The 16,512-nt window shown below is 47.0% G+C and carries 11 protein-coding genes, 15 tRNA genes and 2 rRNA genes; 1 reads left to right on the forward strand and 27 read right to left on the reverse strand.

All coding sequences use genetic code 11. The features are described 5' to 3' along the window. Positions 1–23 precede the first annotated feature (23 nt). From AC1VYS_RS23905 to AC1VYS_RS24005, 21 genes are all read right to left on the reverse strand, one after another. Entirely contained in the window at positions 24–788 is a 765-nt protein-coding gene (locus AC1VYS_RS23905; RefSeq protein WP_482911762.1) for an anti-sigma factor, read from the reverse strand. Next, on the reverse strand, positions 788–1,363 hold the full coding sequence (locus AC1VYS_RS23910; protein WP_482911763.1) for an RNA polymerase sigma factor: 576 nt from the start codon (positions 1,361–1,363) through the stop codon (positions 788–790). Before AC1VYS_RS23910 ends, AC1VYS_RS23905 begins: the two co-directional genes overlap by 1 nt. A 49-nt stretch (positions 1,364–1,412) precedes the next feature. Beyond that, the gene (locus AC1VYS_RS23915; RefSeq protein ID WP_482911764.1) at positions 1,413–1,973 is read right to left on the reverse strand and encodes a cupredoxin domain-containing protein; all 561 of its coding nucleotides are present in this window, start codon (positions 1,971–1,973) and stop codon (positions 1,413–1,415) included. A gap of 158 nt (positions 1,974–2,131) precedes the next feature. Further along, positions 2,132–2,210, reverse strand: a tRNA-Leu gene (locus tag AC1VYS_RS23920). A gap of 40 nt (positions 2,211–2,250) precedes the next feature. Then, positions 2,251–2,324 (reverse strand) — tRNA-Cys (locus tag AC1VYS_RS23925). Positions 2,325–2,330: 6 nt separating this feature from the next. Continuing rightward, positions 2,331–2,405: transfer RNA gene (locus tag AC1VYS_RS23930), tRNA-Gly, on the reverse strand. A 4-nt stretch (positions 2,406–2,409) separates the two neighbouring features. Continuing rightward, a tRNA-Gln gene (locus tag AC1VYS_RS23935) sits at positions 2,410–2,484 on the reverse strand. A gap of 14 nt (positions 2,485–2,498) precedes the next feature. Beyond that, positions 2,499–2,571, reverse strand: a tRNA-His gene (locus AC1VYS_RS23940). Between the two features lie 28 nt (positions 2,572–2,599). Further along, positions 2,600–2,673 (reverse strand) — tRNA-Trp (locus AC1VYS_RS23945). 6 nt (positions 2,674–2,679) lie between these two features. Beyond that, positions 2,680–2,765: transfer RNA gene (locus AC1VYS_RS23950), tRNA-Tyr, on the reverse strand. Between the two features lie 9 nt (positions 2,766–2,774). Further along, positions 2,775–2,850: transfer RNA gene (locus AC1VYS_RS23955), tRNA-Thr, on the reverse strand. 22 nt (positions 2,851–2,872) lie between these two features. Further along, a tRNA-Phe gene (locus AC1VYS_RS23960) sits at positions 2,873–2,945 on the reverse strand. Positions 2,946–3,041: 96 nt separating this feature from the next. Next, a tRNA-Asp gene (locus AC1VYS_RS23965) sits at positions 3,042–3,119 on the reverse strand. A 28-nt stretch (positions 3,120–3,147) separates the two neighbouring features. After that, a tRNA-Met gene (locus AC1VYS_RS23970) sits at positions 3,148–3,221 on the reverse strand. Between the two features lie 17 nt (positions 3,222–3,238). Further along, a tRNA-Val gene (locus AC1VYS_RS23975) sits at positions 3,239–3,314 on the reverse strand. 102 nt (positions 3,315–3,416) lie between these two features. After that, positions 3,417–3,488, reverse strand: a tRNA-Glu gene (locus AC1VYS_RS23980). 17 nt (positions 3,489–3,505) lie between these two features. Further along, a tRNA-Ser gene (locus AC1VYS_RS23985) sits at positions 3,506–3,597 on the reverse strand. Position 3,598: 1 nt separating this feature from the next. Next, positions 3,599–3,674 (reverse strand) — tRNA-Asn (locus tag AC1VYS_RS23990). Positions 3,675–3,744: 70 nt separating this feature from the next. Next, positions 3,745–6,792, reverse strand: a 23S ribosomal RNA gene (locus AC1VYS_RS23995). A gap of 343 nt (positions 6,793–7,135) precedes the next feature. Next, positions 7,136–8,691: ribosomal RNA gene (locus tag AC1VYS_RS24000) — 16S ribosomal RNA — on the reverse strand. The 16S and 23S rRNA genes sit together here with 15 tRNA genes alongside, the layout of an rRNA operon. Positions 8,692–9,103: 412 nt before the next feature. After that, positions 9,104–9,982 carry a nucleotidyltransferase-like protein gene (locus AC1VYS_RS24005; RefSeq protein ID WP_482911765.1) on the reverse strand — a complete coding sequence of 293 codons (879 nt, stop codon included), beginning with the start codon at positions 9,980–9,982 and terminating at the stop codon, positions 9,104–9,106. Between the two features lie 132 nt (positions 9,983–10,114). On the opposite strand from AC1VYS_RS24005, the gene AC1VYS_RS24010 reads away from it, so the two are divergent. After that, complete coding sequence (locus AC1VYS_RS24010; RefSeq protein ID WP_482911766.1) at positions 10,115–10,492, forward strand: DUF2614 family zinc ribbon-containing protein; 378 nt, start codon at positions 10,115–10,117, stop codon at positions 10,490–10,492. 130 nt (positions 10,493–10,622) lie between these two features. Here the strand turns inward: AC1VYS_RS24010 and AC1VYS_RS24015 are convergent, their stop codons facing one another. The 6 genes from AC1VYS_RS24015 to AC1VYS_RS24040 all read right to left on the reverse strand — a co-directional run bounded on the left by AC1VYS_RS24015 (position 10,623) and on the right by AC1VYS_RS24040 (position 16,506). Beyond that, the gene (locus tag AC1VYS_RS24015) at positions 10,623–12,353 is read right to left on the reverse strand and encodes a glycosyl hydrolase family 18 protein (RefSeq protein ID WP_482911767.1); all 1,731 of its coding nucleotides are present in this window, start codon (positions 12,351–12,353) and stop codon (positions 10,623–10,625) included. Positions 12,354–12,502: 149 nt separating this feature from the next. Beyond that, complete coding sequence (gene perR, locus AC1VYS_RS24020) at positions 12,503–12,928, reverse strand: peroxide-responsive transcriptional repressor PerR (RefSeq protein ID WP_445647831.1); 426 nt, start codon at positions 12,926–12,928, stop codon at positions 12,503–12,505. A gap of 158 nt (positions 12,929–13,086) precedes the next feature. Then, on the reverse strand, positions 13,087–14,508 hold the full coding sequence (locus tag AC1VYS_RS24025) for a DUF4097 family beta strand repeat-containing protein (RefSeq protein WP_482911768.1): 1,422 nt from the start codon (positions 14,506–14,508) through the stop codon (positions 13,087–13,089). A 30-nt stretch (positions 14,509–14,538) separates the two neighbouring features. Next, positions 14,539–15,144 (reverse strand): hypothetical protein, encoded by a 606-nt coding sequence (locus AC1VYS_RS24030; RefSeq protein WP_482911769.1) that lies wholly within the window; start codon positions 15,142–15,144, stop codon positions 14,539–14,541. 150 nt (positions 15,145–15,294) lie between these two features. Further along, the gene (locus AC1VYS_RS24035; RefSeq protein WP_145334919.1) at positions 15,295–16,005 is read right to left on the reverse strand and encodes an MgtC/SapB family protein; all 711 of its coding nucleotides are present in this window, start codon (positions 16,003–16,005) and stop codon (positions 15,295–15,297) included. A 33-nt stretch (positions 16,006–16,038) separates the two neighbouring features. Then, complete coding sequence (locus AC1VYS_RS24040) at positions 16,039–16,506, reverse strand: GNAT family N-acetyltransferase (RefSeq protein ID WP_482911770.1); 468 nt, start codon at positions 16,504–16,506, stop codon at positions 16,039–16,041. Positions 16,507–16,512 lie beyond the last annotated feature (6 nt).

The raw sequence follows: 16,512 nt of genomic DNA on the forward strand, positions 1-16,512 counted from the left end.
AATCTGTATCACGTTTTAACCTGTTAACTTGAACGAAAGATCTGTGGACCACGCGGAACAAGTCCTGTCGAATCAGACTCCAACGTAATCGCAACAGAATCATAGTTCCATGCCTGATTGCCCATAGGAATTGCGAGCACACCAAGCCCCATCTGATTCTCCACTTTCAGCTTACCTGCATTCTGATACGTCTGATCCTTATTCAACCATACTTGATAAACCTCATTCTTTTCCGTCTGTGGTGGATTGAACAAGTAGACTACAAACTGCTGATTCATCCCGGTTCCTACAATACAAGCTACCCCATAACTACTCCCGGAGGTTAGAGATTCAAGCTTTATAACCTTTTGGATCTCTGAAGTAGGCAAATCAATTGAATTCATCAATGTTACAGGCTGTTCGATGCGCTCTTGAATCATAACTACATTTCCTAACAAACTAACACCAAGAAGAATAAGTAACGAAGCTGCTGCAAGATTCATTTTTCTATTGTTAAAATGCCTGCTAAGGCGCTTGATTCTGCTACTATTTTTACTTTCTGCAAGATCTGGCGCTAAGATTCCTTTGCTTTTCCCCCATGCGGCTTCCATTACCTGTTGCTTTAAATCGGATGGCAGCTCCACTTGTTCTATATACGTTGGAATCGCCTCCCAGCCTAGCCGTAGTTGCTCTAATTCAATCTTACACATTTCACAAGCAGCAAGATGCCGTTCAAAAGCTTTGCCTTCCTCTGAGCAAGGATCAGATAGATACTCCAGCATATATGAGCAGACGGTTGTTGACGACATTACCATTCTTCCCCTCCCGCAAGCAAGTGCTTACGCAGTATTTTCAGTGTCTGGTGCAGTCTGCTTTTAACTGTGCCCAAAGGCTCCTGATAGTACGCAGCTAACTCACTTAAGCTGTATCCTTGCCAATAAAAATGTTCAAGCAATTGAAGTTGTTGTTGAGAAAGAATTGCACGCATTCCTTTAATCTGTTCCTTCAACAATTGTTTTTCAACTTGGCTTTCAACTGATAATTCGGCAAGCTCTGCAACTCTTTCCAGCTTCTCGGCTGTATAATAAGACACTAAATGGCTGGAAAGAGTGCGTTGTTTACGTAGCCAATCGACAGCCAGGTTACGTGTAATCGTGATTATCCAGTTTCTAAACTGTCCCTTATTCGGGTCGAATTCAGCCTCTGTCGTCCATATTCTGACAAACACAGACTGCACCACTTCTCGGGCAGCCTCCTCCTGTTGAAGAGCCTTCCATGCAAATGAGTATATAAGAGAAGCGTAACGATCATATAACTCTGATAATGCCTCTTGCTTTTTTTGTTTAATCAGTAAGATCAGCTGATAATCGGAGTACTCCTGCATTAAAAAGTCTTCCCCTCTCCTGTCAGGTCGAGCGATATCGCACACAGGATTACTTCGAGAGGACTTTAATTACCCCTTTCATACTTGGATGAGGTCCACAGTGATAATTAATTTCGCCCGCCTTCTTAAATGTAATGACTGATTTCTCACCCTCACCCAATAATCCCGTATTGAAAGAATCGTCCTCAGCAACAACGGAATGTTCAACCTGATCCTTGTTCACAAATTCAACACGATCCCCAACCTTAATCTTCAATTCTGCAGTTTGAAATGCAAAATCAGAAATCTCAACCACATAGGTCTTGCTCTTCTCTGTTTTGGGATCTTTGGCCTTTTTAGTGTCTTTAGAAGATTTGGAAGCATCACTTTTCTTCTTTGTGGACTTTTCCTTACCTGGAGTTGCAGGTACCGATTTCTTAGGTTTGTTTGGTTTAGTCACATTATTAGCAGTTGAACCCGTTACTTGTTTGGACGACGGCTTTACGTCCTTCTTATCACCGGTTCCCCCCATGTGATTGTGAACTGATGCTTCTGCACCCGCCAACTGAGGCAACGATAGACATAGTCCCAGTACCCAAATCAAGGATAAGTATTTTGCAGATTTTTTCATTATTGCTTTCCTCCCTAAAATATGTAGCGTAGCATGGTATACAAACATAAGAAACGAATCAAACCTGTATTCGGTTTGATCTCTCATAATTTTTTATAAAGTTCTTTTTTGAAAACAAAAAAAGTTCCTCAGATAATCTCTAAGGAACTTGCTAATAATACCGGCGAGAGGACTCGAACCTCCACGGTTTCCCACTCGATTTTGAGTCGAGCGCGTCTGCCATTCCGCCACGCCGGCCTATTTAGTTATAGCATATAATTTTCAAATAAAAATATGCTGGAGGCGCCACCCAGATTCGAACTGGGGATAAAGCTTTTGCAGAGCTGTGCCTTACCACTTGGCTATGGCGCCTTATTATGGAGCGGAAGACGGGAATCGAACCCGCGACCCTCGCCTTGGCAAGGCGATGCTCTACCGCTGAGCCACTTCCGCATAATGGCTGGGGATATAGGATTTGAACCTATGCATGACGGAGTCAAAGTCCGTTGCCTTACCGCTTGGCTAATCCCCATTAGATAACAAAGGGGCGATCGAGGGGAATTGAACCCCCGAATGCCGGATCCACAAACCGGTGCGTTAACCACTTCGCCACGATCGCCATATAGATTACATTCATTAAGATTAATTGGCAGGGGCAGCAGGAATTGAACCCACACCAACGGTTTTGGAGACCGTTGTTCTACCTTTAAACTATGCCCCTAAAAACTGGTGGAGGATGATGGATTCGAACCACCGAACCCGTACGGGAGCAGATTTACAGTCTGATGCGTTTGGCCACTTCGCTAATCCTCCAGGATTACATGGTGCCGGCGAGAGGACTTGAACCCCCAACCTACTGATTACAAGTCAGTTGCTCTACCAGTTGAGCTACACCGGCATATTAAGTTATTCTGTAAAGGTGGCTCGGGACGGAATCGAACCGCCGACACGAGGATTTTCAGTCCTCTGCTCTACCGACTGAGCTACCGAGCCATAATAAAGTTTAAGCTTGAGTCGCTACACTTTATCCAGGGCATCAGTGCCATACAGCAGATGTAGTGAACAACTTCCCTCATGTTAAAACTTAAATGGCGGAACCGACGGGATTCGAACCCGCGATCTCCTGCGTGACAGGCAGGCATGTTAGGCCAACTACACCACGGTTCCAGATCACTTTCATAGAAGAAAGTTTAAATTGCGGGGGCAGGATTTGAACCTGCGGCCTTCGGGTTATGAGCCCGACGAGCTACCGGGCTGCTCCACCCCGCGTCGTTATAAAAGGTATATGGTGGAGGCTGAGGGGATCGAACCCCCGACCCTCTGCTTGTAAGGCAGATGCTCTCCCAGCTGAGCTAAGCCTCCGAATAACACATTTATGATCTTACCATAAATCCGATGTTAAAATCAACTCTTTTTTTGAAGTGATGATCTTTTCATTAGACTTTCAAGTTATTAAAATAACTATGACCCGTAGGGGATTCGAACCCCTGTTACCTCCGTGAAAGGGAGGTGTCTTAACCCCTTGACCAACGGGCCTTGCTAGAGAAGTATTATGGCGGAGAGAGAGGGATTCGAACCCTCGAGACGCTTGTGACGCCTACACGATTTCCAATCGTGCTCCTTCGGCCAGCTCGGACACCTCTCCATGGCTCCCCGAACAGGACTCGAACCTGTGACAACTCGATTAACAGTCGAGTGCTCTACCAACTGAGCTATCAGGGAATATGTTTCAGAGTTGTTGTTCTCTGAAAACTAGATTCGAAACGAAACGTACGCGACTCAAAACTTGCTATTGGATAAGCCCTCGACCGATTAGTACTGGTCAGCTCCATGCATTACTGCACTTCCACCCCCAGCCTATCTACCTCGTCGTCTTCAAGGGGTCTTACATACTGGGAAATCTCATCTTGAGGGGGGCTTCACGCTTAGATGCTTTCAGCGCTTATCCCGTCCGTACATAGCTACCCAGCGGTGCTCCTGGCGGAACAACTGGTACACCAGCGGTACGTCCATCCCGGTCCTCTCGTACTAAGGACAGCTCCTCTCAAATTTCCTACGCCCACGACAGATAGGGACCGAACTGTCTCACGACGTTCTGAACCCAGCTCGCGTACCGCTTTAATGGGCGAACAGCCCAACCCTTGGGACCTACTTCAGCCCCAGGATGCGATGAGCCGACATCGAGGTGCCAAACCTCCCCGTCGATGTGGACTCTTGGGGGAGATAAGCCTGTTATCCCCAGGGTAGCTTTTATCCGTTGAGCGATGGCCCTTCCATGCGGTACCACCGGATCACTAAGCCCGACTTTCGTCCCTGCTCGACTTGTAGGTCTCGCAGTCAAGCTCCCTTATGCCTTTGCACTCTTCGAATGATTTCCAACCATTCTGAGGGAACCTTTGGGCGCCTCCGTTACTCTTTAGGAGGCGACCGCCCCAGTCAAACTGCCCACCTGACACTGTCCCCGTACCCGATGAGGGCACCAGGTTAGAACCTAGATACGATCAGGGTGGTATCCCAACGGTGCCTCCACGCAAGCTGGCGCTCACGCTTCAAAGGCTCCCACCTATCCTGTACAGATCGTACCCAAATTCAATATCAAGCTGCAGTAAAGCTCCATGGGGTCTTTCCGTCTTGTCGCGGGTAACCTGCATCTTCACAGGTATTAAAATTTCACCGGATCTCTCGTTGAGACAGCGCCCAAGTCGTTACGCCATTCGTGCGGGTCAGAATTTACCTGACAAGGAATTTCGCTACCTTAGGACCGTTATAGTTACGGCCGCCGTTTACTGGGGCTTCGGTTCACAGCTTCGGATTACTCCTAACCACTCCCCTTAACCTTCCAGCACCGGGCAGGCGTCAGCCCGTATACTTCGCCTTACGGCTTCGCACAGACCTGTGTTTTTGCTAAACAGTCGCTTGGGCCTTTTCACTGCGGCCCCCTCGTGCTATTCACACTACCGGGGCACCCCTTCTCCCGAAGTTACGGGGTCATTTTGCCGAGTTCCTTAACGAGAGTTCTTCCGCGCGCCTTAGAATTCTCTTCTCGCCTACCTGTGTCGGTTTGCGGTACGGGCACCTTCATCTGGCTAGAGGCTTTTCTTGGCAGTGTGAGATCATGACCTTCGCTACTGTAATTTTCACTCCCCATCACAGCTCAGCCTTACGATGTGCGGATTTGCCTACACATCAGCCTTACTGCTTGGACAGACATCCATCAGTCTGCGTCACTACCCTACTGCGTCCCCCCATCGCTCGTAACGATTTACGGTGGTACAGGAATTTCGACCTGTTGTCCTTCGACTACGCCTTTCGGCCTCGCCTTAGGTCCCGACTTACCCTGAGCGGACGAGCCTTCCTCAGGAACCCTTAGGCTTTCGGCGGATCAGATTCTCACTGATCTTTTCGTTACTCATACCGGCATTCTCACTTGTATAATGTCCAGCGCTCCTTACGGTACACCTTCAACCCTTATACAACGCTCCCCTACCCCTGGATCGACTTCACTCCAGCTTCGAAGCCCTGTGTTTATCCCCTGAGAAACATTTGGTCTTCCAAGATTTCACACCTTGTCAGACAAAAATGTCCTTGTGGTAAACACCGCCTCAAAGAAGCAGTGAAGTCGATCCAAGCCATAGCTTCGGTGGTGTGTTTAGCCCCGTTACATTTTCGGCGCAGAGTCACTCGACCAGTGAGCTATTACGCACTCTTTCAATGGTGGCTGCTTCTAAGCCAACATCCTGGTTGTCTGTGCAACTCCACATCCTTTCCCACTTAACACACACTTGGGGACCTTAGCTGATGGTCTGGGCTGTTTCCCTTTTGACAATGGATCTTAGCACTCACTGTCTGACTCCCGGAAGTAAGTCTATGGCATTCGGAGTTTGACTGAGCTTGGTAACCCTTGCGGGCCCCGCACCCAATCAGTGCTCTACCTCCACGACTCTGTTTTCCGAGGCTAGCCCTAAAGCTATTTCGGGGAGAACCAGCTATCTCCGAGTTCGATTGGAATTTCTCCGCTACCCCCACCTCATCCCCGCATTTTTCAACATGCGTGGGTTCGGGCCTCCAGTGCGTGTTACCGCACCTTCACCCTGGACAGGGGTAGATCACCCGGTTTCGGGTCTACGTCCACGTACTATGTCGCCCTATTCAGACTCGCTTTCGCTGCGGCTCCGGCTCTTCACCTTAACCTTGCACGGGAACGTAACTCGCCGGTTCATTCTACAAAAGGCACGCCATCACCCCTAAAACGGGCTCTGACTTTTTGTAAGCACACGGTTTCAGGTTCTATTTCACTCCCCTTCCGGGGTGCTTTTCACCTTTCCCTCACGGTACTGCTTCACTATCGGTCGCTAGGAAGTATTTAGCCTTGGCAGATGGTCCTGCCGGATTCATACGGGGTTTCACGTGCCCCGCACTACTCGGGATCCGTCTCGGAGAGAATCAACTTTCAATTACAGGGCTTTTACCTTCTTTGGCGGGCCTTTCCAGACCTCTTCGTTTAACTGACTCCTTTGTAACTCCATGTGAGACGTCCCACAACCCCAAAGAGCAAGCTCCTTGGTTTGGGCTTCTCCGCGTTCGCTCGCCGCTACTGACGGAATCACTATTGTTTTCTCTTCCTCAGGGTACTTAGATGTTTCAGTTCCCCTGGTATGCCTCACACTAACCTATGTATTCAGTTAGGTGTAACTGGAAATTACCCCAGCTGGGTTTCCCCATTCGGACATCCCCGGATCAAAGCTTGCTTACAGCTCCCCGAGGCAGTTTCGTTGTTCGCCACGTCCTTCATCGGCTCCTAGCGCCTAGGCATCCTCCGTGTGCTCTTAGTAGCTTAACCAGGTCGCTCGTGTTCGAGCTGTCTCTTCCCTTGTTTTGGACTACGTCCAAAGCCAAAAGTCGCTCCATTTCGATCACTCGCTCCAGCAATCTACCGTTTTTATTGAAACTTGTTGAACACAAGTTCAGCTAAAAAGGAATGTTCTAATTCGCGTTTGTTTCGTTTCGATATCTAGTTTTCAAAGAACAAATCGTTTGGTTCGGGCCGTTCACGGATGTGTCGGTCGAATAAACGAGAAGTTTTGAGAGTTTGAGCTCTCAAAACTGAGCAACGAGTGAGTAACTAGCCGACCTGGCTAGATTTAAAATTTGAATGTTTCCGCTCGGGAAACGATTCTCCATAGAAAGGAGGTGATCCAGCCGCACCTTCCGATACGGCTACCTTGTTACGACTTCACCCCAATCATCTATCCCACCTTCGGCGGCTGGCTCCTTGCGGTTACCCCACCGACTTCGGGTGTTATAAACTCTCGTGGTGTGACGGGCGGTGTGTACAAGACCCGGGAACGTATTCACCGCGGCATGCTGATCCGCGATTACTAGCAATTCCGACTTCATGCAGGCGAGTTGCAGCCTGCAATCCGAACTGAGACCGGCTTTGCTGGGATTGGCTCCATCTCGCGATTTCGCTGCCCGTTGTACCGGCCATTGTAGTACGTGTGTAGCCCAGGTCATAAGGGGCATGATGATTTGACGTCATCCCCACCTTCCTCCGGTTTGTCACCGGCAGTCTATCTAGAGTGCCCACCCGAAGTGCTGGCAACTAAATATAAGGGTTGCGCTCGTTGCGGGACTTAACCCAACATCTCACGACACGAGCTGACGACAACCATGCACCACCTGTCTCAACTTTCCCCGAAGGGCACCTGATGCATCTCTGCTTCGTTAGTTGGATGTCAAGACCTGGTAAGGTTCTTCGCGTTGCTTCGAATTAAACCACATACTCCACTGCTTGTGCGGGTCCCCGTCAATTCCTTTGAGTTTCAGTCTTGCGACCGTACTCCCCAGGCGGAGTGCTTAATGTGTTAACTTCGGCACCAAGGGTATCGAAACCCCTAACACCTAGCACTCATCGTTTACGGCGTGGACTACCAGGGTATCTAATCCTGTTTGCTCCCCACGCTTTCGCGCCTCAGCGTCAGTTACAGCCCAGAGAGTCGCCTTCGCCACTGGTGTTCCTCCACATCTCTACGCATTTCACCGCTACACGTGGAATTCCACTCTCCTCTTCTGCACTCAAGTCACACAGTTTCCAGTGCGATCCGGGGTTGAGCCCCGGGATTAAACACCAGACTTACATGACCGCCTGCGCGCGCTTTACGCCCAATAATTCCGGACAACGCTTGCCCCCTACGTATTACCGCGGCTGCTGGCACGTAGTTAGCCGGGGCTTTCTTCTCAGGTACCGTCACCTTGAGAGCAGTTACTCTCCCAAGCGTTCTTCCCTGGCAACAGAGCTTTACGATCCGAAAACCTTCATCACTCACGCGGCATTGCTCCGTCAGGCTTTCGCCCATTGCGGAAGATTCCCTACTGCTGCCTCCCGTAGGAGTCTGGGCCGTGTCTCAGTCCCAGTGTGGCCGATCACCCTCTCAGGTCGGCTACGCATCGTCGCCTTGGTGAGCCGTCACCTCACCAACTAGCTAATGCGCCGCAGGCCCATCCCCAAGTGACAGATTGCTCCGTCTTTCCAGTTCTCTTCAGGCGAAGAAAACAAGTATTCGGTATTAGCTACCGTTTCCGGTAGTTGTCCCAAGCTTGAGGGCAGGTTGCCTACGTGTTACTCACCCGTCCGCCGCTAAGTATCAGGAAAGCAAGCTTTCCATCAACTCCGCTCGACTTGCATGTATTAGGCATGCCGCCAGCGTTCGTCCTGAGCCAGGATCAAACTCTCCAATAAAGTATTGAAAAGAGCGATAAGCTCATTTTGAATCTGACGAGATTAAAAATCTCATTTTTTGATCTTGCAAGCAAGATCGATACTCACTCGTTGTTCAGTTTTCAAAGATCAAACACGATTTGTTTTACTTCTTTTTGTCTAGCCAAGTTTCGGCGGCGACTTGAATAATGTAACACATTTCGTTTAATTTCGTCAAGAACTTTTTTTATTTTCTTTTTGTTGTCCATTGTTCTTCACTTTTCCTCAAATGATTCGTCATTTACTCACGTTTTACTCATTTGGGGAACGAAATATAATGTACCATATTCCACTGATCGGAGTCAACATCAAACTTATAAATTATTAAACAAACAAAAAAGGAAGGTTTCCCCTCCTTTATATACCATTTCACATATCCATTTAATAACCTAGATCAAGTTTCAATCCAATATCGAATTTCTCTGCCTTCCCCTTCCAGAGAGGGCCATCCAGCTGATTCTTTTACTATAGAACGAAACACAAGTTTACGAAGAACCAAAGGCAGGTCCTTACGAACAAACTTTAACTGAGGATGATGAACAAGTTCATTAATGCTCCATGGCTCTTTCCGGCTTCTCATCACACGTAGCAAAAGTTCGGAGCACTCTCCCATTTTGGACATGACAGAAAATTCACAGGCAAGCAGTACAAGCTCCACACGCTGTTCCAAAGTCTCGGAACTTACTGTTAACTCCTGATAAAGTTTCCACAATGCACGATCCAATTGCTGTACATGCGTCCAGACGGCATGATCAGGATAGATCCCCTGCTCAATAAGCACAATCCTTGCCCAGTTCCCCAGTGCCTCCAGTGCACTATAATAAGCATCCACAACATGCCCCTGCTGGATATGTTGCTTGGCCTCAACATACATTCTTAGAAAACTGGTGAACTCATGAAACAGTTTTTGCTCACGCAACTCATTTCCGAATGAAGATAATTCTTCTCGCAAGTTACTGATCTGATTATCCGTCTCCCAGATGATCTCGCCTTCAATCAGACATTGCATGAGATTATCATGTTCTCCCGTAACCGCAGTTATCTGCAAATCATACCGGCTGGCATAAATCAACTGATATCGAAGATCACCGTATCTGTAATGTTCGACCGTTGGCATCGTGTGCTCTGTGTTGTGCACAATCAGTACCAGCAAATCGAAATCCTGAATCAGGGAGCCGTGGAATCGCTCTCCCGGGTGGGAATAAGCGATAGCCCCAACTGCCCCCGTCTCTTCCGACTGCTCGGACAAAAAAGCAAGGTTCTTTAATTCCACGATTCCCTCCATACAATTTATACAATTCATGGCAGACTAGCGCCAAGTCAGTTATAATGTAATTCTACATGAACCACAACGTTTCCTTCTTTTTCTGGGTCCAAAACTACTCATACGATAGGAGCATTTTTCATGATTTTTAAATCAGCAAAAATTAATGCTTTTCGCACTTGGGGATTACTGTTAACCATGTTAGGAATGGGCCTAATGATACTCGGGACAGCCGGAATTGTGTTCTGGGGACATGCCGGAAAGGTCATTGCAGCTGTTGGTCTTGTTATTGGACTTGTTGCCATGCTTGGCAGTTTGATTATTTATTTCTGGGCTGGTATGCTCTCAACCAGTGCCGTACAAGTCGATTGTCCGGAATGCGGCAAGTTAACAAAAATGCTGGGCAAGACAGACCGCTGTATGTTTTGTCATACGATTCTGACGATGGATCCGAACAAAGCAAACACAATGAGTCCACCTTTAGAACCAACTACTCCACCCGCCGCATCTTCCAAGTAACGAGGTGTATCAGTTGTTGACAGACTTTTCTCAAAAAAACAACACATCAAAAAGACCCGGTAATTCTACCGGGTCTTTTTCTAATTATGAAAACTATAATTATAATGAGTTCAGTTAAGTTGCTAATAATTTATTTAGAATAACCAGCCTGTTTGAGCGTTTCCCATGCCGACGCATTGGCAAAACTTCTGTTCCACGCAGCTACTCCACCTAGTTTCAGCGAAGCAAGAAGATCCACCCGTGCTTGCAAAGATACCTTATCTTCGATCCAGATTTTTTTGATAGCTCCATCTTCCTTATACTCTACATAGTTCTGCCCACTTGCCTGATCCAGAACAGGTTTAAGTTTCTTCTCCTTAATTAACTCCTGTACGGTGTTCATACCTACAGCTTTGGAGGATACTTTGATCTCTCCCTGTTCATTGGCTTGTTCAGTCCAAATCCGTGTGTATAAAGGAACGGCCATAATCAGCTTGTCCGAAGGCACCTCATCTTCCTCAAGGATGCGTCGCATCGAGGACTCAGTCCATGGGAGAGAAGCTACCGAGCCAGCTTTTGGACTGGCAGCCCAGTGCTCGTCATATGCCATCACCACAATATAATCGGCAAAAGCTCCCAATCCACGGCGATCTAAAAAAGCAGACCACATTTCACTATTTGATTTTGGAGTGACATCCACCGATAACATTAGTCCATGAATACGGGCCATCGCCTTTATTTCACGTACAAACTGAGTCACATTAACTCCATCTTCGGTGTGTACATTCTCAAAATCGATATTGATACCGTCCAGCCGGAACGTTCTGGCGTAATCCAGCATTTGTTCAATGATGTGCGTACGCTTGGCGTAGGTGGACAATGCCTCCTTCGTGATAGCCGGATCAAAACTGTTATCCATTAATCCCCATACTTCCATCCCTGAACGGTGAGCCCAGTTTACATAGGATTGATCTCCTTTGCTTTTCACTGAGCCATCTCCATCCGTAATATGGAACCATGTTGGACTCACCACGTTAACTCCAGGCATTTTCCCGATGGAGCTTACATCTGGCTGCCGATTATAAACAGCCTCCCAGACCAGATTGACGGGTTTGTTTTTCCACTTTTTCTCCGCTGCAGTAGGTGTAAACTTCGGCATGTCCAGCGTCTTTTTCTCACCTAAAGCAAGATGGTCATTATCTACATAACCGGCATAACCGTTATCCATCTGCACGAAGCTTTGATCTTTTCCCGTCTGCCACACACGCACTCTCGTATTCTGCTTCATATCCGTGAGAATGGTGGACGACTCTTCTCCGCTCTTATACAACTGAACAGTCTGATCTTCTTTGGATGACAGGGTATCAATCTCAGCATATTGTATCGTATCACCGCCACGCATCAGGATAACTGCACCTGTCGTCAAGTCCTCCTGAACGGTCAGTCCGTATACCTCTTTCAACGGCTGAAGAGGAATATACGCCTCATTCGCTTTAACTTCCGGCTTCACCTTCATCGAATAATTCTGATGATTCAATTCTGCCTTGGTGCTGCCCTCTTTCATATGAAGCACTCGCTGCGGTGAAGCTATAATAATATCTCCGGAATCAGCTTCGTAACGTATTCCAGGATCAATAGTTTCTTGTAGCACTTTCACAGGCAGTTTAAGTTGTTCTCCTGTGCCAGAAGCATCCTCATTCATAAGCTTTCCGTCTACAAAAATAGGCTGGTTTCTTCCGAGCCAGTCCGGATCCTCATAGACCTTGTTCAGCCACAGGTTGGTAATAAGCCAATAGGCACCACCAGCCACCAGACAAGCTCCAAGTAACCCGGGCCAAAATGAACGTCGTTTACGACGTGTATATTTACTTTTTCTACCCAAACGACTACCTCCGTTAATTCCATAGATGATGGTGAAAATACAAAAAAACAAATGATTTATACACAAAGATGTTTATTCTCAGAACCTCTATAAATAAAAAACGTGAAGAATCCATACTGAATTCCACACGTTAATATTGTAAATCATCTCTATTGATCCCTGCAACTCTTGCACACACCATATACTTCCAATCGGTGACCATGTACTTCAAATCCCGTGCTTGACTCAGCCTGAAGCTCTACGCTCTTTAACGACGGATAGCTGAAGTCTTCAATCTTGCCACATTGGTCACAGATCACATGATAATGATCCGTTACGTTGGCATCAAAACGGCTTGAGTTATCTCCGTAGGTCAGTTCCCGAACCATACCTGCTTCCAGAAACATTTTTAGATTGTTATATACGGTCGCCACGCTCATACTCGGAAATTGGGGTTCAAGCGCCCGGTAAATCTCGTCGGCTGTCGGATGCCCCATCGATTCCATCAAATAGTTTAATATGGCATGACGCTGGGGTGTAATACGGACACCGGTCGTTTTGAGCTGCTCCAATGCATGTTGGACACGTGTTGCCATAAAGCCCACCGCCTTACCTTTCATTCTCTGTTTGAAGAAAATAAACCTTCGCCCTCATACAAAGTGTAATTTACCGGCTGTACACAACAACAAGCGCTCTTTCACGTCATGTAACCTTGCCAGTGTATATTTATTGTACGGCGATTGCAAGTTTATTGTCAACGCGACGATGCAGGAACTTCGGTTGTATCCTCTTGGGAACTTGGGCCTTCATCCGTCGTCTGCTGTCCATTTTCATTCGTTTCATCTGATTCGGTTGACAGGGTTTCTGGTATAGAAACTTCTGGGTTACGCTCTACCGTCAGGTCACTGTTTCCTTCAATTTTGATCCTGTACTCGCCCTCACCAAGCTGTCCTTCAATCGTTTTGTTTTTGACGTTGAACGGCAGATCTGTACGCAAATCACCATAACTGCTGGAACCCGTCAGACTGTAATCGCCGCGTTCAGGAATCATGACGTTAATGGCTCCGACCGCACTGTATATATCCCAATCTCCCCCGACTTTGGCGGAGACTATATTAATACTTCCATTAAGGGACTGCGCTTTAACACCCAGGTTGGCACTGTCTAATGTAATATTGCCATTCCGGGTTTCCGCTGTAAACTCACCAATAGATTTTGTGATACTGACATTTCCCACTTGCGTGGTCAAATCCACATCTCCCGAAACGCCGCGTGCTTTCATATCCCCACGGTTGCTATCCATGTCGACGTTGCCTATAGCGTTAGCTACGATTACGTCCCCGTTTAGCGTTTTCCCCGAGATATCGCCAACCGCATTCGTAATTCGAATTCGCCCGTTGCCTGTCTCGGCAACAATGGTCTTGATGGCTTCAGGACGGTTTAACAAAATCGCACCATTCGAAGTGCGGATATCCAGATTGAAACGGCGGTCGTCTGGAATGGTGATCGTCATATTCATGCGCGGCTGCATTTTTTCATTTTCACCATATGCTTTACCTGTCGCTTTGATATGAATGGTTTTATCTCCTTCCGCTTCTACGAAAGAAGCCGCTGCTACCGCCTTGGCTTGTACTTCAGATGCTTGATCTACCCAGACAACGGTATTCACTTTAATCTCATCCGTATCTCCCCGCAGGATTGTTATATCTCCGTTCACACCCTCGACCACGATATCCGAAGTATCCATACGGACAGGAACTCCGATCGTGACCTTATCTTCCTTATAACCGGCAGCCTGACTATAGTCCATTGATGCTGCTCCCAGATTAAGACTGACTCGGTTCCATAAATGCATATAGTGATCCTGCTCAGTCACAATAAATACAGAGGCGGTTAAAATCAAAGATGCCAAAATGCCTTTCGCATCCGGTTTAAAACGAGCTTTTTGGCGCTCATCTGACGGGGTCAAACGTTCTAAATCTCGTTTACCTCTACCGCGTGTCCACAGGACCAATAAGATCCATTCCACGCCCAGAGCCACAAGCAAAAACGGCCACCAATCTACAAAATCGTAGAGGTAATCTGTCCCCCACTGTTTATCCATAATGAGCAGTACACCAACAGTAGCTATTAGAGCAGCAGCCGTATAACGTCCGACCCGGATTTTGCGGTTCATTCTTTCCCCTCCTTCCGTCCTATCCGTTCCCTATGTTTTCTTCTTACGAAGCATAACCCAAAATTCCCGGCCGAATAGTAACAAGCCGCCTGCAATCATCAGAATAGCAAAAGAATATCCGCCGTACATGGCAATCAAATCTTGAAACCAGCGTGGTTTCCGGAAGAACAGCACCATTAGTGAACCTCCCACAATTAACAGAAGTCCAAACGAAATGCCGCGCTCCCACACCATCATGCCTTCCCGTTCGGAACGTTCGCTACCAAGTGACTTGTCCGTATTTCCTTGTGTTACAGCCCGGCGCCTGCGCAGCATAACCCAGTCAGCTGATTGCAGCACATCATATACATTGTAGAAATATATCACCGGAATACAAAGAGCCAGCAAAATCAGTAAAGGTACATTGATCTGTATACCGATGGATGAGAAGTATAACAGAGCGGACAAATCAAGCAAAACAAGCAAAATAAAAGTCAACCCGCGCATGTATAAACGCAAATAGATATGTCCCAAACCCGGTATGATGGCACTTAATAGCCCGGCAATAAACTTATGTGTTTTATTCCGTACTTTCTTGGTCTTTCTGGGCTTTCTGGACTTTCCCGTTTTTGCACTAACTGTATGACCCTTCTTCATAACATGCTCCTTTCTTTAGAAAATCACCGTGACCCTCATCATGCATTTGGTAAAATAGTACCCTAAAGTGCTAGAAGAGTAACTGGAATAAAAATGGATATCACTAAAAACCCTCCGCCATTCCTGGACTCAGAGGGTTGAGATTTACTTTTATTCAATAGACACTTTCGTCATGTGTTCCCACTGTCTTAACTTGGAGACAATCTGTATCGTTTTAAAGTCATGTGGCACTTGAACGTGTAGTACAATTTCTATTTTTCGCTCAACAGATACGACTTCTGCAAAAGCCAAATCTGGTTCATTCACCGTGATTTTACGAACTCTAATCTTTTCCTGTTCCATAAAAGATGAGACCTTCTCTAATGTCCCGGGCTCGGACAAGGTATGAAGCGTAATGACATGCAGCTTGTTGCCTCGCAAATACCTGAGCTCTAATTTGTTAAATACCCAAAGATTCAAGAGTACAAGGACTGTGGAGACGATAGAGGCAAAAAAGAATCCCGCCCCCGCGGCAAGACCAATCGCCGCAACAACCCAGATTGAAGCTGCCGTCGTAAGACCCGTAATGGACTTCCCTGTGAAAAGAATCGTACCTGCGCCTAAGAAACCGACACCGGTAATTACTGCTGTAGCAAGACGCGCAGGATCGATCCGCACATTTAATTCATGTGCAAAGTCTTTAAAACCGTAAATAGACAACATCATAATCAGTGCCGATCCGAGACATACCAAAATATGAGTTCGTAGTCCGGCAGCATGATTGGAACGCTCACGTTCCAGACCCACAAGTCCACCAAGCAGCATAGCCAGCAATAAACGAAGCAAAATATGCCATTCATCAATAAACCAAGGATTGCTCAACGTTCTAGTTCCCCCTCTAAGTTGTTCACATGCTTAAAGCTTATTCTTATGAAATGTCGTTAATTCCACTCCAGGTGCGATCTCTGCAGCATCCACTGGCTTAAACCCAAACTTCATATATAGATTCACTGCAGCTGTATTTAGCGTTCCTGTAGAAACGATGTAGCGAGGCAGATTGGGATGTAGTTCGAAGACATGCTTCATTAATGAAGCAGCAATCCCTTTGCGAAAGTGGCTCGGGTGCACCATCATACGTGTGATGGTTAGTGTGTCCCATTCTTCTTCCATCACAGCCACTGCACCAAGTAGCTCTCCATCCTGCTCATCAACATATCCGTAAAATGTTTCCCCGCATTTCTGTAATGTTTCCATCGTATCAAGCAAAGGCGGAATATCTTGAAATCCGATAATCTTTGCTTCCAATCGGTAAGCCATATGTTGCAGTCTCCACAATTGGGCCAACATATCTTCATCACGCAGTGACAATGTTTGAATTCTCATCGTTAA

Source organism: Paenibacillus sp. G34, assembly GCF_056856875.1.